Origin of the sequence: Klebsiella sp. DY2415 (genome assembly GCF_026314315.1) — a bacterium.
Lineage (GTDB): Bacteria > Pseudomonadota > Gammaproteobacteria > Enterobacterales > Enterobacteriaceae > Klebsiella > Klebsiella ornithinolytica.
Genome location: NZ_CP111115.1, coordinates 4,876,788 through 4,899,366 on the forward strand (window position 1 = coordinate 4,876,788; position 22,579 = coordinate 4,899,366).

The following is a 22,579-nucleotide window of genomic DNA, read 5'->3' on the forward strand; positions in this document are numbered from 1 at the left end:
GCGGCGCGTCTCAACGCGCAAAAAACCGCGCGAGGTAACGCCAAATCCCTTACGTCACATCAGCACAAACAGATAAATAATCGGCAACAAAAGGCTAAATAACAGAGTAAAAACCTAAAAACAAACATTTCACGGATTTAAATTTCACTCCATCTTCATTTCCCTATAGTGGACGTCGAACGCCGCTGCCGCGTGTTGACGCCGTTACGCGGACGGTTTTCCCGAATCACAAAACCTGTTCTGGAGGAGATCACAATGGGTGATGCATTGGGGCTTATTGAAACCAAAGGCCTGGTGGCCTGCATTGAAGCAGCGGATGCCATGTGCAAATCCGCCAACGTCGAGCTGATTAGCTATGAAAACATCGGCTCCGGCCTGGTCACCGTCATGGTGAAAGGCGATGTCGGCGCGGTGAAAGCAGCGGTGGATTCCGGCGTGGAATCGGCGCAGCGCATCGGAGAAGTGGTGACCTCGCTGGTGATTGCACGTCCGCATAACGACATCAACAAAATCGTCATTAAACACAAGGCTTAAGGCCAGGAGAACGCAAATGGGTGATGCATTAGGTCTGATTGAAACCAAAGGTCTGGTGGCTTGTATCGAAGCGGCGGATGCGATGTGTAAAGCCGCCAACGTCGAGCTGATCGGCTATGAAAACGTCGGTTCCGGCCTGGTCACCGCGATGGTGAAAGGCGACGTCGGCGCGGTGAAAGCGGCGGTGGATTCCGGCGTGGAATCGGCACAACGCATTGGGGAAGTGGTGACCTCGCTGGTTATCGCCCGTCCGCATAACGACATCAACAAGATCGTCGCACATTACAAAGTGACGGAATAACGGGAGACAACATGATGAAAGAAGCGCTTGGTCTGATCGAAACCAAAGGTCTGGTGGCCTGTATTGAAGCCGCCGATGCGATGTGTAAAGCCGCCAACGTCGAGCTGATTGGCTATGAAAACGTCGGCTCCGGGCTGGTCACCGCGATGGTAAAAGGCGACGTCGGTGCGGTCAATGCGGCCGTTGACTCCGGCGTGGAGGCGGCAAAACGCATCGGTGAAGTGGTCACCTCTCGCGTCATTGCGCGTCCGCATAACGATATCGAAAAAATCGCGTCGCAGCATAAAGCATGACCTGACAGGGCGCGCCCCGTCTCCACTCTTTTAGTCTGATGAAGGATAGACTCATGATTGAACTGGATAACGATTTGCAGTCCCGCCAGAACGCGCGGGAACTGGTGCGCAGCGCCAAAAAGGCTCAGGCGATTCTGGCCACCTTTTCGCAGCAACAAATCGACGCCATCGTGAAAAACGTGGCCCAGGAAGCCGCGCACCACGCCGAAGCGCTGGCGAAAATGGCTGCGGAAGAGACCGGATTTGGCAACTGGCAGGATAAAGTGCTGAAGAACCGTTTCGCTTCGCTGCGCGTTTACGACGCCATCAAAGATATGAAGACCGTCGGCATCATTCATGACGATCCGCTAAAAAAAGTGATGGACGTGGGCGTGCCGCTGGGCGTGATTTGTGCGCTGGTCCCGTCAACAAACCCAACCTCTACCGTGATCTACAAAACGCTGATTGCCCTGAAAGCCGGCAACGCGATTATCTTCTCCCCACATCCGGGCGCACGTCAGTGTAGCTGGAAGGCGATCGAGATCGTCAAGCGCGCCGCCGAAGCCGCAGGCGCACCGGCAGGCAGCGTTGACGCCATTAGCCAACTGACCCTCGAAGCCACTTCAGAACTGATGCACAGCAAAGACGTCTCGCTGATTCTGGCGACCGGCGGCGAAGGCATGGTTCGCGCGGCCTACGCTTCCGGCACCCCGACCATTAGCGGCGGCCCGGGAAACGGACCGGCCTTTATCGAGCGCAGCGCCGATATTCATCACGCGGTGAAAGATATTATCACCAGCAAAACCTTCGATAATGGCGTGATCTGCGCCTCCGAGCAGTCAATCATCGTCGAACGCTGCATTTATAACGATGTGCATCGTGAACTCGAAGCCCAGGGCGCCTACTTCATGAATGAAGGTGAAGCGGCCAAAATGGCGGCTCTGCTTCTGCGCCCGAACGGCACCATCAACCCGAAAGTGGTGGGTAAAACCGCGCTGTATCTCAGCCAGCTTGCCGGTTTCAGCGTTCCGGCCAGCACCAAAGTGCTGATCGCCGAACAGACCACCGTCTCTCACCAGAACCCTTACTCCCGCGAAAAACTGTGTCCCATTCTCGGCCTGTACGTGGAAGAGGACTGGAAAGCGGCCTGCCACCGGGTGATGGAACTGCTGACCAACGAAGGCCTCGGCCATACGCTGGTTATCCATACCCGCAATCAGGATGTGATTCGCCAGTTCTGCCTCGAAAAACCGGTTAACCGCATTTTGATTAACACCCCGGCGGCGCTGGGAGGCATCGGTGCCACCACCAATATCACGCCGGCGCTGACGCTCGGCTGCGGCGCAGTTGGCGGCGGTTCCAGCTCCGATAACGTCGGACCGATGAACCTGCTCAACATCCGCCGGGTCGGCTACGGCGTACGCTCCATCGATGAACTGCGCGCCCCGGGCAGCCGCCCTGAACCGCAGCCGACCATCGTCACGCCGACAGATAACCCGCAGCGCAGCATTCTCGACGACGTGCGCTTCACCTCTCCAGGCGCCGCGACCCCGGTCGCTACCGCCGGCGATACAGGGGCTGATAACCGCTTTGCTGTCGCCGCCGCCGTCGAAGCGGAAGGCGAGATCAACGAGCAGAACGTGGAACGCATCATCCGCCAGGTGCTTGAGCGCTTAGGCCAGTAATGCATTGAAATAAGGCGATAAAAACAATGATTCTCGCAAAGGTAGTCGGACATGTCGTCGCCACGCAGAAATGCGCAGAGCTACGCGGCAGTAACCTGCTGCTGATCGTCAAACTGGACGATGACCAGCAGCCCATGAAGGACCAGACCTGGGTCGCCGTCGATAGCGTCGGCGCCGGCATGCACGACATCGTCCTGGCTGAAGAGTATTTCGCGCTCAACGCCGAGCGCTACAAAGCCATGTCGGTGGTCGCCATTGTCGAGAACGTGTTTCGGGACGCTTAAGGAGTGAATAACCCAATGAGTGAATTTTTGCTGAAACCCCGGATCCGCTTTGGTCAGGACGCGCTAGCGGTTCTGGACGAGCTCCCCGCCCGCAACGTCCTGCTGGTGACCGACAAGGCGATGGTCAAATTTGGCCTCGCCGATCGCGTGACTGGCCCCTGGCGCCAGCGCGGCATCGCTTTCCAGGTCTGGGATGACGTGGTGGCGGATCCGGATATCGCCACCATCGTACGCGGGATGAAGTTGATGGATGCCAGCTATCCGGATCTGGTGGTGGCGCTGGGCGGCGGGTCGGTCATTGACGCGGCCAAAGCGGTTATTTTCGCCCTTGCGCAGACCCGTCCGCAGGCCGGGCGCCAGCGTCCCTGCTTCGTGGCGATCCCGACCACCAGCGGTACCGGCTCAGAAGTGACCGCCTTTTCGGTCGTCAAGGCCCATGCTGAAAAACTGGTGCTGGTGGATCCGACGCTGCTGCCGGATATCGCCATTCTCGACCCGGCGCTGGTGGCCTCGGTCCCGCCGTCCATCACCGCCGATACCGGGATGGACGTCCTGTGCCACGCGCTGGAAGCCTACGTCTCCCGCGCCGCCAGCGACTTTTCCGATGCGCTGGCGGAAAAAGTGGTGCAGCAGGTTTTCCGCTATCTGCCCACCTGCTGGCGCAGCGGCGACAACCTGCTGGCCCGCGAAAAGATGCACAACGCCTCCTGTATGGCGGGCATGGCGTTTACCAACGCTTCGCTGGGTATCACCCACAGCCTGGCCCATGCGCTTGGCGGCGTCTTTCGCGTCCCCCACGGCCGCGCGAACGCGCTGTTAATGGCCGAGGTGGTGGCCTGGAACGCCGATTATCACGGGCAGTGCGCGACCGATGCCGCGCGCAAATATGCGCGCTTAGCCCATCTGCTGGATCTGCCGGCGGCCAATACCCGCCAGGGCGTCGCCAGCTTACTGGTCGCGATTCAGACATTAAAAGACGAAATGACGATGCCGGCCGGCATTAGTGATACCGGCATTTCCAGCGCTGAGTTTGAGCAACGCCTGGCGGAGATGGTTGGCCAGGCGCTACGCGACAGCTGTACACCGACCAACCCACGTACGCCGGACGCTCACGCTTTAAGCGAACTCTATCGCCGGGCGTGGACCGGTCACCTGGAATTGACCGGCGTCGCTCCGCTTGCGCGGGCCTGCGGGTAACAGATAACCGGTTGATCATTGAGTGATTTGTAGGCCGGGTCAGGCGACAGCCGCCCCCCGGCAAGCAGGCGGACACAGCATCCACAGCCGGGTTGTTAATCAGCCGCGGAACAGAACATCTGGAGAATACTACATGGCACACTACAGCTTAACGCCGCGCGTCCACGTGCTGGCTGAACGTTTACTCTCACATAAAAGCACCCTGTGCACCGAGCATGCCGCCACGTTGAACGCCCTTGATGGCGATATCGCGGGCATTCCCGCCGCCGTCAAGCCGGCGCGTCGTTTCTATGAGTTGATGCGCCAGCTGCCGCTGTGCATCAGCCCCGATGAGCTCATTGTCGGCGACCAGACCCGCAAACCGCACGGGGCAATTTTTCACGATGAAAGCGCCGCGCAGCGTCCGTCGGCGTTCCGTTTCCTGAATCTCAGCAGCGACCTGGACTCCCCGGATTACCGGCTGATTGTTGAAAAAGGCGCGCTGGCGATTAAACACCAGCTGGAAGAGAAAACCCGCAGCCTGGGTAGCGCCGTCAGCCGCAGCGGTATGGATGAAGTCAACGGCTGCCGGGCCGCCATTTACGCCTGCGACGCCCTCCTCGCCCTGGCGCAGAATCTGGCCACCAGCGCCGAAACGCTCGCGGCGGCGGAAAGCAACCCGTACCGCCAGGCCGAGCTGCTGGAGAGCGCGGCGATTCTGCATCACGTTCCGGCCCACCCGGCACGTAACTTCAAAGAGGCCTGCCAGGCATTTTATCTGTTTCAGCTGGCGCTGCAGCTGGACAACGGCAGCTATGCGGTAAACCCGGAAGGTGCCGATAAGGCTCTGCTGCCGTGGTATCAGCGCGACATCGCCAACGGCACCCTGACGCCGCAACGGGCCTATGAAATCGTTGAGTGCCTGTGGTTCAAACTGGCGCAGCTGAGCGAAGTCCGCGCCGCCTGCGCTATCGACGGCTACCCGATGTTCGACGCCCTGCGCCACGGCGCCAGCCTCGATGACCCCAGCACAATCATCAACGAACTTTCCGCGCTGTTCCTCTGCGCACAGCGGAATCTGAGCGCGCTCAATCTGCCGGTGCGTCTGTTCCACGGCGAACAAAAGGTCTCCGCCGCGCCGTTTGCCGCCTGTAGCGAAACGACAACAGCAGAAGGGCTGACTCCGCGCATGCAGCGCCTGCGCAACCACTACCTGACGGTACGCCCGAGCGTCTCTATCTATCGCGCGCTGGCCTTTACCGAGGTGGTGAAAGCAAATCCGGGTATGCCGACCATTCTGCTGCGCGCCAAAGCTTTCCGTCACGCCTGCGAAACCGCGCCGATCCTGATTCAGGACGATGAGCTGATCGTCGGCCATCCGTGCGGCAAGCCGCGCGCCGGGGCCTTCTCGCCGGATATCGCCTGGCGCTGGGTGCGCGACGAACTCGATACCATGAGTACCCGACCGCAGGATCCGTTTGAGATCAGCGAAGAAGATAAGAAAACCATCCGCGAAGAGATCGTTCCGTTCTGGGAAGGCCGCTCGCTGGATGAGATCTGTGAAGCCCAGTACCGCGAAGCGGGCGTGTGGGCGTTCAGCGGCGAAACCTTCGTCAGCGACCTCTCCTACCATCAGATCAACGGCGGCGGCGATACCTGCCCGGGCTATGACGTGCTGCTGTTCAGCAAAGGGATGAACGGCATTAAAGCCGACGCGGAGGCGCATCTTGCCAGCCTGAGCATGGAAAACCCGGAAGATATCGACCGCATCTACTACTACAAGGCGGCGATTGAAACCTGCGAAGGGGTGATTAACTATGCGCATCGCATCGCCGCGCGCGCCCGTGAGCTGGCCGCTATTGAGCAAAACGCCCAGCGTCGCGCCGAGCTGCTGACCATTGCCGAAGTGAACCAGAACGTCCCGGCGAACCCGCCGAAGACTCTGCAGGAAGCGCTGCAAAGTATCTGGACCGTGGAGTCGCTGTTTGAAATTGAAGAGAACCAGACCGGCCTGTCGCTGGGCCGCGTGGACCAGTACTGCTACCCGATGTTTGAAGCCGATATTCGCGAAGGCCGCCTGACTCACGAAGCTGCGCTGGAGCTGCTGCAGGCGTTTATCATCAAATGCGCCGAGCTGATGTGGATGTCGAGCGAGCTGGGGGCGAAATACTTCGCCGGTTATCAGCCGTTTATCAACCTGACCGTTGGCGGTCAGAAACGCTCCGGCGGCGATGCCTGTAACGACCTGACCTATCTGATTATGGATGCCGTGCGCTTTGTGAAGGTTTACCAGCCGTCGTTGGCCTGCCGTATTCACAACCAGTCGCCGCAGAAGTACATGGAAAAAATCGTCGACGTCGTCAAGGCGGGGATGGGCTTCCCGGCCTGCCACTTCGATGACTCCCATATCAAGATGATGCTGCGTAAGGGCTTCGATTTCGAAGATGCCCGCGACTACTGCCTGATGGGCTGCGTCGAACCGCAGAAATCCGGCCGCATCTATCAGTGGACCTCCACCGGCTACACCCAGTGGCCTATCGCCATCGAGTTCGTCTTAAACCGCGGCCGGATGGTGCTGTTTGATAGCTATCAGGGGCTGGATACCGGCGACCTGCGTGAGCTGCGCACCTTCGAAGAGTTTGACGCGGCGGTGAAACAGCAGATTGCCCATATCGTCCGTCTGTCGGCAATTGGCACGGTGATCAGCCAGCGCGTGCACCGCGACGTGGCGCCGAAACCGCTGATGTCGCTGCTGGTGGAAGGCTGCATGGAGAGCGGCAAAGACGTCGCCGCCGGCGGCGCGATGATCAACCACGGCCCGGGGCTGATCTTCTCCGGTCTGGCGACCTACGTCGATTCGATGGCGGCGATTCGTAAGCTGGTGTTCGAAGATAAGAAGTACACCCTCGAACAGATGCGCGATGCGATGCTGGCGAACTTTGAAGGCTTTGAGGCCCTGCGCCGCGACTGCCTGAACGCGCCGAAATACGGTAACGACGATAACTACGTTGACCAGTACGCGCTGGATATTACCGAGTGGACCGAGCGCGAGTGCCGCAAGTACAAAATGCTCTACTCCACGCTGAGCCACGGCACCCTCTCTATCTCCAACAACACGCCGATTGGCGAGCTGACCAACGCCACGCCGAACGGCCGTCTGGCATGGATGCCGCTTTCCGATGGTATCAGCCCGACGCAGGGGGCGGATAAGCAGGGTCCAACCGCCATCATCAAGTCAGTCAGCAAGATGAACGTGGAGACCATGAATATCGGCATGGTGCATAACTTCAAGTTCCTCAAAGGGTTGCTGGACACACCTGAGGGTCGCCATGGCCTGATTACCCTGCTGCGCACGGCATCGATTCTCGGCAACGGTCAGATGCAGTTCAGCTACGTCGATAACGAAGTGCTGAAAAAAGCCCAGCAGGAGCCGGAAAAATATCGCGACCTGATCGTCCGCGTCGCCGGCTACAGCGCGTACTTCGTTGAGCTGTGCAAAGAGGTACAGGACGAAATCATCAGCCGTACGGTGATTGAGAAGTTCTGATAAACACGGACGTTTTTGGACACGGATGTCCCGATCGTTTTACTGGAGGTATGTGTGAGCGCAAAACAAGAATTAACCGGACGAATATTCAATATTCAGAAATATTCGATCTACGACGGCGATGGCATTCGCACGCTGGTTTTTTTCAAAGGCTGCAATATACGCTGCCCATGGTGCGCTAACCCGGAGGGGCTGAATAGCCAGTTCCAGGTCATGTTCTCGCACGACAAATGCATTAACTGCGGCGACTGCGTCAATGTCTGCCCGGCCGGCATTCACTATCGGGCAGAAGAAAACGGCGAGATGAAGCATTTTGTCGACCGTAATAAAGACTGTATTGGCTGCCGCAAATGCGAAGAGATTTGTACCCAGAACGCGCTGGATATTATGGGTAAAGACGTCACCGTCAGCGAGCTGATGGACATCATCATGCAAGATTATGACTTCTACATTGCTTCCGGCGGCGGCGTGACCATCGGCGGCGGTGAAATGAGCCTGCAAACCGATTTTGCCGTGGCGCTGTTCAGCGAATGCAAAAAGATGATGCTCAATACCGCCATCGAAACCCAGGGCACGACCCCGCTGGCCAATTATCAAAAGCTGGCGCCGGTGACCGACACCTTCTTATTCGATATTAAGCAAATAAACAGCGAACACCATAAAGCGTTATTTGGCATCGGCAATGAAGGTATTCGCCGCAATCTGGAATGGCTGGTGGACTCCGGCGCTAACGTGATTATTCGCATGCCGCTGGTTCGCGGATATAACGACTCATTTGATGCCATTACCGGGGCTATTGATTACGTGCAGAAACTGGCGAAGCGCGGAAATATCCGCCGCATCGACATGCTGCCGTACCACCAGCTGGGCCGCAAAAAATACGAGCGCCTGGATATGCCCTACCCCATTACCCAGGACCCGTCTTATTCGTCCGAAGAGCTGAACCAGCTGGAGACGTTCTTCACGCAGTTTGATTTTGATATTCGCTTAGTCCGCCATTAACAGGAGCCGACAATGAAAAGTTTAGGCGTAATTGAAACGCGAGGGCTGGTCACCGCCATTCAGGCCGTAGACGCCGCCTGTAAAGCCGCAGGCGTGACCTGCATTGGCTATCGCAAAATCGGATCGGGGCTGGTCAGCGTCTGCTTCGAAGGCGAGATCAGCGCCATCCACACCGCCATTGAGCGCGGCGTCGAGGTGGCGGGCGCTGCGCAGCACGTCAAGTCGCTGGTCATCGCCCGTCCGGAACCCAGCGTGGTGGCGGCGCTGAGTCATCTGAAAGGCCGCCCGGAGGCAAAACCGGTCGCGAACCACGCCGACATGAAAAACGCAGTGCCGGCTGCGATGGAAAAAGTCGAGCCGCAGACGCCGCCTTCCCCGCCAGCGCCGGGGGAGCCGGAAGATAAAAATGCCGCGATGAAGAAAGGGAAGAAGGCATGATCGACACCCTGCTACATGAAAAAATCACCGCCCGACTGACGCGCTCCGCGCCCGATATCCCGGTCGGTATCTCTAACCGTCACGTTCATCTGTCTCAGCAGGATGTCGAGGCGCTGTTTGGCCAGGGTTATACGCTGACGCCGTTTAAACCCCTACGCCAGCCGGGGCAGTTTGCCGCCCAGGAGTGCGTGACCGTCGTCGGCCCGAAGGGCTCGCTCGCTCAGGTTCGCGTCCTCGGGCCAACCCGCCCGGTGACTCAACTGGAAATCTCCCGCGCCGACTGCTTTACCCTCGGCATCAAAGCGCCGGTTCGCGAATCTGGCCAGCTGGAGAACGCGGGTAACGCGCTGCTGATCGGCCCGGCCGGCCACGTCGAACTGCGCTCTCAGGTGATCTGCGCCTGGCGGCATATCCATATGTCGCCGCAGGATGCGCGGCAGTTGAATGTCGCCAATGGCCAGAAGGTGAGCGTCCGCAGCAACGGCGAACGCCAGCTGACCTTCGACGAAGTGGTGGTGCGGGTGCGCGATGACTTCGCGCTGGAGTTTCATATTGATACCGAAGAAGCCAACGCCGCCGGACTGAAAAACGGCGCGCAGGTCACGCTCATCGCTTAACGGAGGCCAGCCATGACCGACGAACAGATGGAATACCTGGTGGAACGCATTATCCAGCGTCTGCGGCCGCCGGTGCTGGTGATGGTTGGTCCGGCCGCGGGCTATCGCCAGGCCATCCGCAGCCGTCTGGCGGGATGCGGACAGCGTCTGCAGCTGGCGCTGGACGAAAGTGTGACGGATGCCGCGCTGTGGCAGGCGGTCGGTGAAACGCTGCCGTCCAACGCCTGGCAGGAAGCGCTGCCGTCGGCAACCTGGCGGGCCGTAGTGGTGCCGTTTCTCGACTATCCGCTGGCGGCCGATCTGGTTAACGGCACCTTGCAAAACCCGCAAGCCAGACGATTGCATGCTGCTCTGCTTACCGGCATGCCGGTACTGGCGCTGCGCTATCACTGCGATCCGGCCAGCGAGTTAAACCAGCTGCGCGGAGCAGATAGCACGACGCCCTACGCCGGACATATGCAGTCCACGTTGACGCGGCTGACGGCATGCGGTGTCACGCTGTGCACCATGAATGAGCTACTGGCGAAGCTGGCAGCAGGAACGGAGGCGCCCGCTCAGGCACCGACCGCCGGCGCGCGGCGTTATCTCACTGTCACAGACATCGTGAATAATCCGGCGCTGGCCTGTGCACCCGCAGCGCAGTTAACCGATGCCGCTATCGATTTTTTGAAAAACAGAAAAAAAGAACCCTACCTTAATAAATAGATCCGGAGTTTATTATGTCTTCAAAAACAAAATGTTGGCTATGGATGCTGTTGGTTATCCTTTCGGAAACCTCGGCCACTTCCACCCTGAAAATGTTCGGTAGCAGCGAAGGGACCACCAAAATGCTGCTGCTCGGGCTGCTGGTGCTGCTGTACTGCACCTGCTACTACTCCCTTTCCCGCGCGGTGAAAGATATTCCCGTTGGCCTGGCGTACGCCACCTGGTCCGGTACCGGGATTCTGGTGGTTTCGACGCTGGGGATGGCATTTTACGGTCAGCATCCGGACACCGCGGCGATTATCGGCATGGCCGTTATCGCCAGCGGCATCGTTATCATGAATCTGTTTTCCAAAATGGGTAGCGAAGAGAGCGAAGATACGCCAGTTAAACCGGTTGCTTCACCCTCATCCCTGGACAAAAAAGTCGCCAACTAACGAAAAAGGAATCGCATATGTTTAATCTCGGATTTTTATGGTTGGCGCTGTCTATCGGCTCCGAAATCACCGGTACCTCGATGATCAAAAAGACCAACGGCTTTAGTAAACTGGCGCCGTCGGTACTGGTGGTCTGCGCCTACGGCCTGTGCTACTTCGCCCTCACTCGCGCGATGAGCACGATTCCGGTGGGCGTCGCCTACTCGCTATGGTGCGGCTTTGGCATCGTCGGCGTCACCATCTGCTCGATGATCCTCTACAAGCAAAAACCGGATCTGCCGGCGATCCTCGCCATGGTGCTGATTATTTCCGGCGGCATCATCATGAACGTCTTCTCCAGCATGTAAGTTTCGCCTGCGCCTTCATTGAGTTCGATGAGGGCGCAAAAACCGCACTCAATAACATGTTATTGCCGCAATAAAAAAAACAAAAAACCATCGCCTGCTAATCAAATAATCAATAACGCTAAAAACACGACCAACGTCAAATTTTGCTGCTCCGTTTAGCCATAAATAACTTTTTGTGATTTTAATCGTAGTTATTTTCTCATTTTGCCTTATTTTTATCACATCCCTTCACCTACAGAGGACGATGTAATGACGCAAAAATCGATTTATCGCCTCATTGCCCAGGGCGGCCTGGACGACTGGTATAATTTGGATCACCGTATCTCCAACGACTTCCCTCGTTAATTCTCCGCTGCTGTTTACCCTCTAAATAAAATTAATTTAGCACTGCGTTTAGTCGCTATTTGTTGCGCCTGTTATTTGTCGCCGAATAGCCAAACGCGGCACAGCATTCCCATGGAGAAAATAAATGAAACGCATCCCTGAGCCGTTCCGCATTAAAATGGTCGAAAACATTCGCATGACCACCTTTGACGATCGCGTCAAAGCCCTGGCAGAAGCAGGCTATAACCCGTTTTTGCTCAATAGTCAGGACGTTTATATCGACCTGCTGACCGACTCCGGCACCGGCGCGATGAGCGACCATCAGTGGGCCGGGCTGATGATGGGCGATGAGGCTTACGCCGGGTCGCGTAACTATCAGCACCTGTGCGAGAAGGTCAAAGAGATTATCGGCTATCCGTACACCATTCCGACCCACCAGGGGCGCGGCGCAGAGCAGATTCTGTTCCCGAGCCTGATTGCCCGCCGCAAGTCGGCGCATCCGGTGTTTATTTCTAACTTCCATTTCGATACCACCGCCGCCCACGTCGAACTCAACGGCGCGAAAGCGATTAACGTAGTGACGCCAAAAGCCTTCGACACCACGTCGTGGTACGACTGGAAGGGCAATTTCGACATTGATTTGCTGAAAGCGACCATCGCCGAACATGGCGCAGAAAATGTGGCGGCCATCATTACCACCGTCACCTGTAACAGCTCTGGCGGCCAGCCGGTATCGCTGGCGAATATGCGCGAGGTATATCAGATTGCCCGCCAGAATAATATTCCGGTGGTGATCGACTCCGCCCGCTTCTGCGAAAACGCCTGGTTTATCAAACAGCGCGAAGAGGGTTACGCCGATAAATCGGTGAAAGAGATTATTCTCGAGATGTACCAGTACGGCGATATGCTGACCATGTCTGCCAAGAAAGACCCGATGGTGAATATCGGCGGCCTGTGCTGTTTCCGCGATGACGAAGAGCTATTCAACGAAGTGCGTATTCGCTGCGTACCGATGGAAGGCTTTGTCACCTACGGTGGTCTGGCGGGACGCGATATGGAGGCGCTGGCTATTGGTCTGGAAGAAGGTACCAACGAGGATTACCTCGCTTATCGTATCAATCAGGTGGAATACCTTGGCGAACGCCTGCGCGAAGGCGGCATTCCGATTCAATATCCGACCGGCGGTCATGCGGTATTCGTTGATGCGAAACTGCTGCTGCCGCATATCCCGGCGGAGCAGTTCCCGGCGCACGCGTTAAACAACGAGCTGTATCTGGAGGCGGGTATCCGCAGCGTGGAAATCGGCTCCCTGCTGCTCGGCCGCGCCCCGGAAACCGGCAAGCAGAAGTCCTCGCCGATGGAGCTGCTGCGCCTGACCATTCCGCGCCGCGTTTATACTAACGATCATATGGACTATATCGCTGATGCGCTGATTGCCGTTAAGGCCCGCGCCGCCACGATTAAGGGCCTGACCTTTACCTATGAGCCGCCGGTATTACGCCACTTCGTCGCCAGACTGAAACCGGTGAAATAACCCCCCGGGCGCTCTCGCAACGGGAGCGCCTTTAATTTCGCATACAGAAAAATAAGCTCAATCGCTCGGGTTGCGTCTCGGTAGCCGTTTTTCCGCAACCTGTTACTTAATATATAGCCACGTGAGGAATAACCTTATGGCTACATTATCGGTCGCAAAAGCGGTCTCAACAAATACGCCATCGCTTATTGGCGGGGCGATGATTATCGGCGGCACTATTATTGGCGCAGGCATGTTCTCATTACCAGTGATCATGTCCGGCGCCTGGTTTTTCTGGTCTCTGCTGGCATTGGTATTTACCTGGTTTTGTATGTTGCATTCGGGGTTAATGATCCTCGAGGCGAATCTGAATTATCATACTGGCGCCAGCTTCGACACTATTACGAAAGATTTACTGGGCACCGGCTGGAATATTATTAACGGCCTGACCGTGGCCTTCGTATTATATATTTTGACCTATGCCTATATATCCGCCAGCGGTTCGGTTATTCAGCATACTTTTGCGCAAATGCATCTCGCGGTTCCCGCGCGCTCAGGCGGCCTGGCGTTCGCGCTGGTCGTCGCCTTTATCGTCTGGCTGAGCACTAAAGCGGTCAGCCGGATGACCACCATCGTACTGGGCGCCAAAATTCTCACCTTCTTTATGACCTTTGGCGGTCTGATGTGGCACGTGGAGCCCGCGATTCTGTTCAATCGCGCGGAAGCGAATGCGTCGTATCTGCCCTACGTGCTGATGACGCTGCCGTTCTGTCTGGCGTCCTTTGGCTATCACGGCAATGTCCCCAGCCTGATGAAGTACTACGGTAAAGACCCGCAGGTCATTCGCCGCTGCCTGCTGCTCGGCACGCTGATGGCACTGGTGCTGTATATTATCTGGCTGGTCGGTACGATGGGCAATATTCCGCGTCCGGCGTTTATCGATATCGCCGGGAAAGGCGGCAATATCGACGTGCTGGTGCAGACGCTAAGCGGCCTGCTGAACAGTTCAAGCCTGGATTTACTGCTAACCGTCTTTTCCAACTTCGCCGTCGCCAGTTCGTTCCTTGGCGTCACGCTTGGCCTGTTTGATTATCTGGCGGATCTGTTTAAGTTCGACGATAGCCGTCAGGGGCGCTTTAAAACCGCGCTGGTCACCTTCCTGCCGCCCATTGTCGGCGGGCTGCTGTGGCCCAACGGTTTTATCTATGCCATCGGTTTCGCCGGTCTCGCCGCCACCGTCTGGGCCGCTATTGTTCCCGCCCTGCTGGCGCGCGCCTCGCGCAGACGTTTTGGTAGCCCTGCCTATCGGGTCTGGGGCGGCAATGCCATGATTATCCTGATTTTATGTTTCGGTGGCGCCAACGCGATCATTCATATTTTATCCAGCTTTAACCTGCTGCCGGTGTATCGCTAACTAAAAACCGCTTTCACTGCCGCCGCGTTTCGTGGCAGGATAGTCCGATGAACAGAATCGTCGTCATTGTCCGCCCATATCGTTGGTGGCTGCCTGCATAACAGGCGGCACGATTCACATATCCATTTTAAAGCCGCCGGAAGGCGGCTTTATCGTTTCTCAGCGACGTCTTTCGGCTTAACAGCATCGTAAGGAGTCTCTGATGAATACCAACCCGACCATTCTTACCGGCGATCGCCCCACCGGCCAGCTGCATCTCGGCCACTACGTGGGATCGCTCCGCCAGCGCGTACAGCTTCAGCACGATCATCAACAGTTTATCCTGATCGCCGATCTGCAGGGATTAACCGATAACGGCAGCGACCCGCAGAAAATCAGCAGCAATATCTTTGAGGTGATGGCCGATTATCTGGCGGTAGGTATCGATCCGCACAAAACCACGATTTGCCTGCAATCAGCGCTGCCTGCCCTGGCGGAACTGAGCGCGCTGTATATGAATATCGTCACCGTCGCCCGCGTCGAGCGTAACCCGACGGTCAAAAGTGAAATCGCCCAGAAGGGATTCTCCCGTTCACTACCGGTCGGTTTTCTGGCCTATCCCATTAGTCAGGCGGCCGATATCACCGCGTTTAAGGCCGGTCTGGTACCGGTTGGCGACGATCAGCTGCCGATGATCGAACAGACCAATGAGATCGTCCACAAAATGAATAGCCTGACCACGACGCCGGTACTGCAGCACTGCCGGGCGCTGCTCAGCGATGTCAGCCGCCTGCCGGGCATTGACGGCGGCGCCAAGATGTCAAAATCGCTGGGCAATACGCTCACGCTCTCGGCCAGTGAAGAGCAGATTCATCGTGCGGTCGGCGCCATGTATACCGACCCGACCCATCTGCGGGTCAGCGATCCAGGCCGAATCGAAGGCAATGTTGTCTTTACTTACCTCGATGCTTTCCATCCCAATCCTGCCTTTGTCACCGAGATGAAGGCGCATTATCAACGCGGCGGGCTGGGTGACCGACAGTGCAAAAACGCGCTGGAGGAGTGTCTGCAGACGCTGCTGGCGCCCATTCGCCAACGCCGGGCAACGTATATAGCGGATAAAGGAATGTTGCTGGAGCTGCTGCGTCAGGGGAGCGAGCGGGCGCATCGCCTCACGCAGCAAACGTTGCATGAGGTGATGCGCGGATTAGGATTGCCGGTTCTGTTCTGAGCGCCGGGGGGCGACGCTTTAATGCTGCGGGTCCTGCTCAACCTGGTGCATCTTCACGCAGTCGCGTCCGCTGCGCTTGGCCACGTACAGCGCACTGTCAGCGTCGCGCAGCAGCCGATTATAGTCCGGATGGCCGGTATGCACGGCGAAGCCGGCGCTGGTGGTAATGGCGATATTCGTCTCGCCGCCGACATTAAACGGGAGCTGGCTGATGCTTTTACGTAAGCGCTCAAGGAGCGCAAAAGCCTCGGCCGCGCCGGTTTCCACCAGAACCAGAGAAACTCTTCGCCGCCGTAGCGAAAGATATAATCGCTGGAGCGGATGTTATTGCTGAGCAGATCGGCAACGTGCTTGATTGCCCGGTCGCCCACCATATGACCCCAGTTATCATTAATCTCTTTAAAATGATCGATATCGACAATCGCCACCGTCATCGGCAGTTCATGCTCCATGGCGAGCGTGACCTCATGCTTGAGGACGACCGGCAGATAGCGGCGGTTGAGCAGGCTGGTCAGGGAGTCTTTACCGTTCTGCATCTGCGACAGACTGCTGAAGATGACCCCGAGCTGGCTGCTGATTTTCTGGCAAAGGATGTGGATGCTCTGGAGCAAAGTTTGCGTATTTTTATATTCAGCGCCGCTGTCTGAGGATTTCCAGCCGATGATCAAATTGTCTACCTGCGTAATCAAGTCGGCGATCTCTTCCATCTGCGCGTTCTTGTTAAAATAACGCACGCATTTATGACGGAACCACAGGCCAAACTCAGATTCAGATAATAACGTCCCGTTAATATCGTTCTTATTTTCACTGACAATATTAAAAATCGCGCTATTTTCCCAGCCGGAGAGCGAGGCCTGCTGTTTGCCATATTCCATTGGCACATTATCCATCAGGCTATACAGACGATAGGCTTCTTCATTTTTCGTCGCCCGATAGTGCGATAAGGTGTAGGCATGGCACATCATCTCGATCGCCATATTAATCGCCATCACCGCGTAGTGGATGGTCGCAAGGCCGGTCTGGTGGTCAATCTTATCGTTATCCCGCACATATTCAATCAGCCCGGCCTTAAGCTGGCGTGCGCCGCGCAGTACGGCCTCAGCGGGGATGCCGATGCGCGCATGAATACTGCCGATATGATATTGCCTTTCTGCCAGCGCCTGCAGCTGATCTTTCTCGCTGGTCAAAATGTCGTTGACCCACACGGCCAGTGAACGGCTAAGACGTTCCTGAACCAGATCGTAAGTCAGGTGGCGGGCGATATCGGGATCCTGAAAAATGAAGTCATAAAAACGAGCGGCCAGAGCTTCAGACTGCTCAGCGGCAATATTTTTAAGAATCGCCTTCACTTCCGGCTTCAGGCCGTCATACAACGGCAACCACTCCTTAAAAATAACTGAGATATATTTTTTGCTTTCATCGCTCATGAAATAAAGCACTCGCCGACATAGGTCTATTTTCAAGGCCGCAAATCATACAACAGTTCGCCCAGGTCAACCAGATTAAAAATGCAGCAGCCGGGCTTTCCCCTCTCCTGTCCGACCGTTTGCGGTGATTGGCGCTGCGACATCAATAACCCATGTTTATCGTATGGACATACTCACGGTAAATGCTAGTATCCCATAGACAGTAGCTATATTTATGCGTGTTTCATTTAAGGCCAGGATTGCTGATGATGACCACATTCGTAGCACATCTATTTCACCGGGTAGTCGCGCAGCTGGACGTGCGCGCCGGTCGGCCTTGCCCCTCCCCACCTCTGCCTTACAAAGGGATAACGCTCCGTACAACGGAGGGAAGAGACGCGCATCACTCAGCAATATGGAACAGAGCGAGTAGCGTATGGACAAAATCAAACAGCACTGGGCCTGGTGCCTTATCGGCCTGCTGGCGGTTATCGCCGCCCTGATATGGTGGGCATTACGTCCGCCGGGACTTCCGCAGGGCTTTGCCAGCAGCAACGGCAGAATAGAAGCCACTGAGGTGGATATCGCCACCAAAACTGCCGGACGCATCGACGCCATTCTGGTCAAAGAGGGGCAGTTTGTTCACAAGGGCGAGGTGCTGGCGCGGATGGATATTCGGGTGCTGAACGAACAGCGCCTCGAAGCGGCCGCCCAGATTAAAGAGGCGCAAAGCGCGGTCGCCGCCGCCAAAGCGCTGCTCGATCAGCGACAAAGCGAAATGCGCGCCACCGAAGCGGTGGTGAAGCAGCGGCAGGCGGAGCTGAACTCCACCGCGAAACGCCACGTGCGCTCCAGCGCGCTGTCGCAGCGCGGCGCGGTGTCAGCCCAGCAGCTTGACGACGATCGGGCGGCAGCGGAAAGCGCCCGGGCAGCGCTCGAATCCGCCAGAGCCCAGGTCTCAGCGGCAAAAGCGGCAATTGAAGCCGCCCGTACCAGCATTATTCAGGCCCAGACCCGCGTTGATGCCGCTCAGGCAACCGAACGGCGCATCCTTGCCGATATTGACGATAGTGAACTCAAAGCGCCACGCGACGGCCGCATTCAGTATCGCGTCGCCGAACCGGGCGAAGTGCTGGCCGCCGGCGGTCGGGTGCTGAATATGGTTGACCTCTCCGATGTCTATATGACCTTCTTCCTGCCTACCGAGCAGGCAGGCTTGCTGGCACTGGGTAGCGAAGCACGCATCGTGCTCGACGCGGCCCCGGGCCTGGTGGTGCCTGCTCATATCAGCTTTGTCGCCAGCGTCGCGCAGTTTACGCCAAAGACGGTAGAAACCAGCGATGAACGCCTGAAGCTGATGTTCCGCGTGAAGGCCCGCATCCCGCCGGAGCTGCTGGAGCAGCACCTGGAGTATGTGAAAACCGGTCTGCCCGGCATGGCGTATGTTCGCCTGGATAGCCAGCGGGCGTGGCCCGATACGCTCACGGTGAGGTTACCGCAATGAGAGGCGTTCAGCAGGATACTCACCCACCGGTCGCCCTGCTGGAACACGTCGGCCAGCGCTTTGGTGCCACCGTCGCGCTGCGGGATATCACGCTAAGCATCCCCGCTCGTCAGATGGTCGGTCTGATCGGCCCTGATGGCGTCGGTAAATCCAGCTTACTGTCGCTGATTTCCGGTGCGCGGGTCATTGAACAGGGTAACGTGATGGTGCTCGGTGGCGATATGCGCGATGCGCGTCACCGCCGGGATGTTTGCCCCAAAATCGCCTGGATGCCGCAGGGGCTGGGCAAAAACCTCTATCACACTCTGTCGGTATATGAAAACGTCGATTTCTTTGCCCGTCTGTTTGGTCATGACAAAGCCGAACGCGAGAACCGCATCGATGAACTCCTGCGCAGCACCGGACTGGCCCCTTTCCGCGATCGCCCTGCCGGGAAATTATCCGGCGGGATGAAGCAGAAGCTAGGCCTGTGCTGCGCGCTGATCCATGATCCGCAGCTGTTGATCCTTGATGAACCGACGACCGGCGTTGACCCGCTTTCTCGCGCCCAGTTCTGGGAGCTGATTAACAGCATCCGCCAGCGCCAGCCGGAGATGAGCGTACTGGTCGCTACGGCCTATATGGAAGAGGCGGAACGCTTCGACTGGCTGGTAGCCATGAACGCGGGGGAAGTACTGGCAACCGGCAGTGCCGAAGAACTTAAAGCGCAAACCCACAGTCAGACCCTGGAGCAGGCGTTTATCGCCCTGCTGCCGGAAGCCCAGCGCAAGGCGCATAAAGAGGTGATCATTGCGCCGCGTAACGCCCAGGAAAATGACATCGCGATTGAAGCCCGCGGCCTGACCATGCGCTTCGGCAACTTCGTGGCGGTCGATCACGTGAACTTCCGCATCGCGCGCGGCGAGATTTTTGGTTTCCTCGGTTCGAACGGTTGCGGTAAATCAACCACCATGAAAATGCTGACCGGCCTGCTGCCCGCCAGCGAAGGCGAAGCCTGGCTATTTGGTCAGCCGGTCAATCCCAGGGATATCGAAACCCGTCGCCGCGTCGGCTATATGTCGCAGGCGTTCTCCCTCTACAGCGAATTGACCGTCAGGCAGAACCTCGAACTGCACGCCCGTTTATTTCACATTCCGGATGCCGAGATCCCCGCTCGGGTGGCGGAAATGAGCCAGCGTTTTATGTTAACGGAGGTCGAAGATGCGCTGCCCGCCTCTCTGCCGTTAGGCATTCGTCAGCGCCTTTCGCTTGCCGTGGCGGTGATCCATCGTCCGGAAATGCTGATCCTTGATGAACCGACTTCCGGCGTCGATCCGGTCGCCAGGGATATGTTCTGGCAGCTGATGGTCGATCTCGCCCGTCAGGATCGGGTAACGATTTTTATCTCGACCCACTTTATGAATGAAGCCGAGCGCTGCGATCGCATTTCGCTAATGCACGCCGGGAAGGTACTGGCCAGCGACACGCCGCAGGCGCTGGTTGCGCAGCGCGGCGCGGCGAACCTTGAAGAGGCGTTTATCGCCTGGCTGCAGGATGCCCAGCGGCCCGTCGAACAAATACCGCCCGCCCCGCCGGTTAGCTCTCCCGCCGGAACGACGGCCCCGCGCCAGGCGTTCAGCCTGCGGCGACTGTTTAGCTACAGCCGACGTGAAGCGCTGGAGCTGCGGCGCGATCCGGTACGTTCGACTCTGGCGCTGTTGGGTACCGTGATTCTGATGTTCATCATGGGATATGGCATTAGTATGGATGTGGAAGATCTGCGCTTCGCGGTCCTCGATCGCGACCAGACTCTCAGCAGTCAGGCCTGGTCGCAGAATATCGCCGGTTCGCGCTACTTCATTGAGCAACCGCCGCTGCAGAGCTATGACCAACTGGACAGGCGGATGCGCAACGGCGAACTGGCCGTCGCCATTGAAATTCCACCTGATTTCGGCCGCAATATTGCCCGCGGTACGCCGGTAAAAATTGGCGTCTGGGTGGACGGCGCGATGCCTAACCGGGCTGAGACGGTACGCGGCTACGTCCAGGCGATGCATCTGGCCTGGCTGCAGGAGATGGCCGGACGGCAGGCGACGCCCGGTCGCGATACGTCGCTGATATCCATTGAGACGCGCTATCGCTATAACCCGGACGTGAAAAGCCTGCCGGCCATTGTTCCGGCGGTGATCCCGCTGCTGTTGATGATGATCCCGGCGATGCTCAGCGCGCTGAGCGTGGTCCGTGAAAAAGAGCTTGGTTCAATCATCAATCTGTACGTCACGCCGACGACCCGCAGCGAGTTTTTACTGGGCAAGCAGCTGCCGTATATCGCGCTGGGTATGTTTAACTTCCTCCTGCTGTGCGCGCTGTCAGTCGTGGTGTTTGGCGTGGCGCATAAGGGCAGTTTTCTGACCCTGACGCTGGCGGCGCTGCTCTATGTCACCATCGCCACCGGGTTGGGGCTGCTGATCTCGACCTTTATGAAAAGCCAGATTGCGGCCATCTTCGGCACCGCCATTATTACGCTGATACCGGCCACGCAGTTTTCCGGCATGATTGACCCGGTCGCTTCGCTGGAGGGGCCAGGGCGCTGGATTGGGCAGATTTACCCGACCAGCCACTTCCTGACCATTGCCCGCGGCACATTCTCAAAAGCCCTGAGCCTGACCGATCTGTGGGCGTCCTTTATACCGCTGCTGATTGCCATCCCGCTGGTGCTCGGCCTCAGCGTGTGGCTGCTGAAAAAACAGGAGGGATGATGCGCGGATTACGCAATATTTATAATCTCGGCGTCAAAGAGCTGCGCAGCCTGCTCGGCGATAAGGCGATGCTGACCTTAATCATGTTCGCCTTTACCGTGTCGGTCTATTCCTCAGCGACCGTGATGCCGGGGTCGCTGCATCTGGCGCCTGTCGCGATTGCCGATATGGATAAATCGCAGCTCTCTTCGCGTATTATCAACGGCTTTTATCGGCCGTGGTTTTTACCGCCTGAGCTGATCAATGAAGATGAGATGGATGCCGGGCTGGATGCCGGGAACTATACTTTTGCCATTAATATTCCGCCCAACTTTCAGCGTGATGTGCTCGCCGGACGGCAGCCGGAAATTCAGGTGAACGTCGATGCCACGCGTATGAGTCAGGCGTTTACCGGCAATGGCTATATCCAGAATATCATTAGCGGGGAGGTGAACAGCTTCGTGGCTCGCTACCGGGGTAATGATACCCTGCCGGTCGAGCTGGCGGTGCGCATGCGCTTTAACCCCAATCTCGAACAGGAGCGTTTTGGCGCGGTCATGGCCATCATCAATAACATCACCCTGCTGGCCATCGTGCTGACCGGCTCGGCGCTGATCCGCGAGCGCGAGCACGGGACAATCGAACACCTGCTGGTCATGCCGGTCACGCCATTCGAAATTATGCTGGCAAAAATCTGGTCGATGGGACTGGTGGTCCTGGTTGTTTCCGGGCTGTCGCTGCTGCTCATGGTCCAGGGGGTGCTACAGGTGCCGATTGAAGGCTCCATCCCGCTATTTATGCTGGGCGTGGCCCTGAGCCTGTTTGCCACCACCTCAATCGGTATCTTTATGGGAACGCTGGCTCGCTCGATGCCGCAGCTGGGGCTGCTGATGATTCTGGTGCTGCTGCCGCTGCAGATGCTGTCTGGTGGGTCGACCCCGCGGGAAAGCATGCCGCAGGCGGTGCAGGATATTATGTTAACCATGCCGACCACGCATTTTGTCAGCCTGGCGCAGGCGATTCTGTATCGGGGAGCTGACTTTGCTATCGTCTGGCCGCAGTTTTTAACCCTGATGGCCATCGGCGGCGTGTTCTTTACTATTGCACTGCTACGTTTTCGTAAAACGATTGGCACAATGGCATGAGTGA

20 protein-coding genes and 1 pseudogene are annotated in these 22,579 nt (G+C 57.4%); 20 read left to right on the plus strand and 1 reads right to left on the minus strand.

From position 1 onward, the window contains the following. Window positions 1–255: 255 nt before the first annotated feature. The 17 genes from OQV00_RS23160 to trpS all read left to right on the plus strand — a co-directional run bounded on the left by OQV00_RS23160 (window position 256) and on the right by trpS (window position 15,803). On the plus strand, window positions 256–534 hold the full coding sequence (locus tag OQV00_RS23160; RefSeq protein ID WP_010634659.1) for a BMC domain-containing protein: 279 nt from the start codon (window positions 256–258) through the stop codon (window positions 532–534). A gap of 16 nt (window positions 535–550) precedes the next feature. Further along, window positions 551–835, plus strand: coding sequence for a BMC domain-containing protein (locus tag OQV00_RS23165; protein WP_004857488.1), 285 nt, complete (start codon window positions 551–553; stop codon window positions 833–835). A gap of 14 nt (window positions 836–849) precedes the next feature. Beyond that, complete coding sequence (locus OQV00_RS23170; protein ID WP_015585230.1) at window positions 850–1,128, plus strand: BMC domain-containing protein; 279 nt, start codon at window positions 850–852, stop codon at window positions 1,126–1,128. Window positions 1,129–1,181: 53 nt separating this feature from the next. After that, window positions 1,182–2,792, plus strand: a complete 1,611-nt coding sequence (locus tag OQV00_RS23175) for an acetaldehyde dehydrogenase (acetylating) (protein WP_004857485.1) — start codon at window positions 1,182–1,184, stop codon at window positions 2,790–2,792. 26 nt (window positions 2,793–2,818) lie between these two features. Then, window positions 2,819–3,076, plus strand: coding sequence for a EutN/CcmL family microcompartment protein (locus tag OQV00_RS23180; RefSeq protein ID WP_004857483.1), 258 nt, complete (start codon window positions 2,819–2,821; stop codon window positions 3,074–3,076). Window positions 3,077–3,091: 15 nt separating this feature from the next. Beyond that, window positions 3,092–4,273 carry a 1-propanol dehydrogenase PduQ gene (locus OQV00_RS23185; RefSeq protein ID WP_071359129.1) on the plus strand — a complete coding sequence of 394 codons (1,182 nt, stop codon included), beginning with the start codon at window positions 3,092–3,094 and terminating at the stop codon, window positions 4,271–4,273. A gap of 133 nt (window positions 4,274–4,406) precedes the next feature. Then, complete coding sequence (gene cutC / locus OQV00_RS23190) at window positions 4,407–7,799, plus strand: choline trimethylamine-lyase (protein ID WP_071359128.1); 3,393 nt, start codon at window positions 4,407–4,409, stop codon at window positions 7,797–7,799. Between the two features lie 54 nt (window positions 7,800–7,853). After that, on the plus strand, window positions 7,854–8,801 hold the full coding sequence (cutD, locus tag OQV00_RS23195) for a choline TMA-lyase-activating enzyme (protein ID WP_004857478.1): 948 nt from the start codon (window positions 7,854–7,856) through the stop codon (window positions 8,799–8,801). Window positions 8,802–8,813: 12 nt separating this feature from the next. Continuing rightward, window positions 8,814–9,239, plus strand: coding sequence for a BMC domain-containing protein (locus OQV00_RS23200; protein ID WP_064359617.1), 426 nt, complete (start codon window positions 8,814–8,816; stop codon window positions 9,237–9,239). Next, window positions 9,236–9,856, plus strand: a complete 621-nt coding sequence (locus OQV00_RS23205) for a phosphate propanoyltransferase (protein WP_064359618.1) — start codon at window positions 9,236–9,238, stop codon at window positions 9,854–9,856. Before OQV00_RS23200 ends, OQV00_RS23205 begins: the two co-directional genes overlap by 4 nt. 12 nt (window positions 9,857–9,868) lie before the next feature. Further along, window positions 9,869–10,561, plus strand: a complete 693-nt coding sequence (locus OQV00_RS23210; RefSeq protein ID WP_044348918.1) for a hypothetical protein — start codon at window positions 9,869–9,871, stop codon at window positions 10,559–10,561. A gap of 14 nt (window positions 10,562–10,575) precedes the next feature. Then, the gene (locus OQV00_RS23215) at window positions 10,576–10,995 is read left to right on the plus strand and encodes a DMT family transporter (protein WP_004857468.1); all 420 of its coding nucleotides are present in this window, start codon (window positions 10,576–10,578) and stop codon (window positions 10,993–10,995) included. A gap of 17 nt (window positions 10,996–11,012) precedes the next feature. Further along, window positions 11,013–11,342 carry a DMT family transporter gene (locus tag OQV00_RS23220; RefSeq protein WP_004857466.1) on the plus strand — a complete coding sequence of 110 codons (330 nt, stop codon included), beginning with the start codon at window positions 11,013–11,015 and terminating at the stop codon, window positions 11,340–11,342. Between the two features lie 249 nt (window positions 11,343–11,591). Beyond that, window positions 11,592–11,687, plus strand: a complete 96-nt coding sequence (gene tnaC / locus OQV00_RS23225) for a tryptophanase leader peptide (protein ID WP_004098218.1) — start codon at window positions 11,592–11,594, stop codon at window positions 11,685–11,687. A gap of 124 nt (window positions 11,688–11,811) precedes the next feature. Next, a complete protein-coding gene (gene tnaA / locus OQV00_RS23230) occupies window positions 11,812–13,200 on the plus strand; it encodes a tryptophanase (protein WP_266279483.1) in 1,389 nt (462 codons plus the stop codon). A gap of 136 nt (window positions 13,201–13,336) precedes the next feature. Continuing rightward, entirely contained in the window at window positions 13,337–14,593 is a 1,257-nt protein-coding gene (gene mtr / locus OQV00_RS23235; protein ID WP_065905761.1) for a tryptophan permease, read from the plus strand. A gap of 202 nt (window positions 14,594–14,795) precedes the next feature. Beyond that, window positions 14,796–15,803 carry a tryptophan--tRNA ligase gene (gene trpS / locus OQV00_RS23240; RefSeq protein WP_004857455.1) on the plus strand — a complete coding sequence of 336 codons (1,008 nt, stop codon included), beginning with the start codon at window positions 14,796–14,798 and terminating at the stop codon, window positions 15,801–15,803. Window positions 15,804–15,821: 18 nt separating this feature from the next. On the opposite strand, the pseudogene OQV00_RS23245 reads toward trpS, so the two are convergent. Further along, window positions 15,822–17,230: pseudogene (locus tag OQV00_RS23245) on the minus strand (diguanylate cyclase). A gap of 415 nt (window positions 17,231–17,645) precedes the next feature. On the opposite strand from OQV00_RS23245, the gene OQV00_RS23250 reads away from it, so the two are divergent. The 3 genes from OQV00_RS23250 to OQV00_RS23260 are packed head-to-tail and all read left to right on the plus strand — an operon-like array spanning window position 17,646 to window position 22,575. Then, the gene (locus tag OQV00_RS23250) at window positions 17,646–18,713 is read left to right on the plus strand and encodes an HlyD family secretion protein (RefSeq protein ID WP_004857450.1); all 1,068 of its coding nucleotides are present in this window, start codon (window positions 17,646–17,648) and stop codon (window positions 18,711–18,713) included. Continuing rightward, window positions 18,710–21,451, plus strand: a complete 2,742-nt coding sequence (rbbA, locus tag OQV00_RS23255) for a ribosome-associated ATPase/putative transporter RbbA (protein WP_015585236.1) — start codon at window positions 18,710–18,712, stop codon at window positions 21,449–21,451. The genes OQV00_RS23250 and rbbA overlap by 4 nt, the downstream gene beginning before the upstream one ends. Next, complete coding sequence (locus OQV00_RS23260) at window positions 21,451–22,575, plus strand: ABC transporter permease (RefSeq protein WP_142632021.1); 1,125 nt, start codon at window positions 21,451–21,453, stop codon at window positions 22,573–22,575. The genes rbbA and OQV00_RS23260 overlap by 1 nt, the downstream gene beginning before the upstream one ends. The last annotated feature ends 4 nt before the right edge of the window (window positions 22,576–22,579 follow it).

Bases quoted from the DNA above. Each gene is read 5' to 3' on its own strand.
- OQV00_RS23160 (WP_010634659.1), top strand. From the start codon at position 256: ATGGGTGATGCATTGGGGCTTATTGAAACCAAAGGCCTGGTGGCCTGC.
- OQV00_RS23165 (WP_004857488.1), top strand. From the start codon at position 551: ATGGGTGATGCATTAGGTCTGATTGAAACCAAAGGTCTGGTGGCTTGT.
- OQV00_RS23170 (WP_015585230.1), top strand. From the start codon at position 850: ATGAAAGAAGCGCTTGGTCTGATCGAAACCAAAGGTCTGGTGGCCTGT.
- OQV00_RS23175 (WP_004857485.1), top strand. From the start codon at position 1,182: ATGATTGAACTGGATAACGATTTGCAGTCCCGCCAGAACGCGCGGGAA.
- OQV00_RS23180 (WP_004857483.1), top strand. From the start codon at position 2,819: ATGATTCTCGCAAAGGTAGTCGGACATGTCGTCGCCACGCAGAAATGC.
- OQV00_RS23185 (WP_071359129.1), top strand. From the start codon at position 3,092: ATGAGTGAATTTTTGCTGAAACCCCGGATCCGCTTTGGTCAGGACGCG.
- cutC (WP_071359128.1), top strand. From the start codon at position 4,407: ATGGCACACTACAGCTTAACGCCGCGCGTCCACGTGCTGGCTGAACGT.
- OQV00_RS23200 (WP_064359617.1), top strand. From the start codon at position 8,814: ATGAAAAGTTTAGGCGTAATTGAAACGCGAGGGCTGGTCACCGCCATT.
- OQV00_RS23205 (WP_064359618.1), top strand. From the start codon at position 9,236: ATGATCGACACCCTGCTACATGAAAAAATCACCGCCCGACTGACGCGC.
- OQV00_RS23210 (WP_044348918.1), top strand. From the start codon at position 9,869: ATGACCGACGAACAGATGGAATACCTGGTGGAACGCATTATCCAGCGT.
- OQV00_RS23215 (WP_004857468.1), top strand. From the start codon at position 10,576: ATGTCTTCAAAAACAAAATGTTGGCTATGGATGCTGTTGGTTATCCTT.
- OQV00_RS23220 (WP_004857466.1), top strand. From the start codon at position 11,013: ATGTTTAATCTCGGATTTTTATGGTTGGCGCTGTCTATCGGCTCCGAA.
- tnaC (WP_004098218.1), top strand. From the start codon at position 11,592: ATGACGCAAAAATCGATTTATCGCCTCATTGCCCAGGGCGGCCTGGAC.
- tnaA (WP_266279483.1), top strand. From the start codon at position 11,812: ATGAAACGCATCCCTGAGCCGTTCCGCATTAAAATGGTCGAAAACATT.
- mtr (WP_065905761.1), top strand. From the start codon at position 13,337: ATGGCTACATTATCGGTCGCAAAAGCGGTCTCAACAAATACGCCATCG.
- trpS (WP_004857455.1), top strand. From the start codon at position 14,796: ATGAATACCAACCCGACCATTCTTACCGGCGATCGCCCCACCGGCCAG.
- OQV00_RS23250 (WP_004857450.1), top strand. From the start codon at position 17,646: ATGGACAAAATCAAACAGCACTGGGCCTGGTGCCTTATCGGCCTGCTG.
- rbbA (WP_015585236.1), top strand. From the start codon at position 18,710: ATGAGAGGCGTTCAGCAGGATACTCACCCACCGGTCGCCCTGCTGGAA.
- OQV00_RS23260 (WP_142632021.1), top strand. From the start codon at position 21,451: ATGCGCGGATTACGCAATATTTATAATCTCGGCGTCAAAGAGCTGCGC.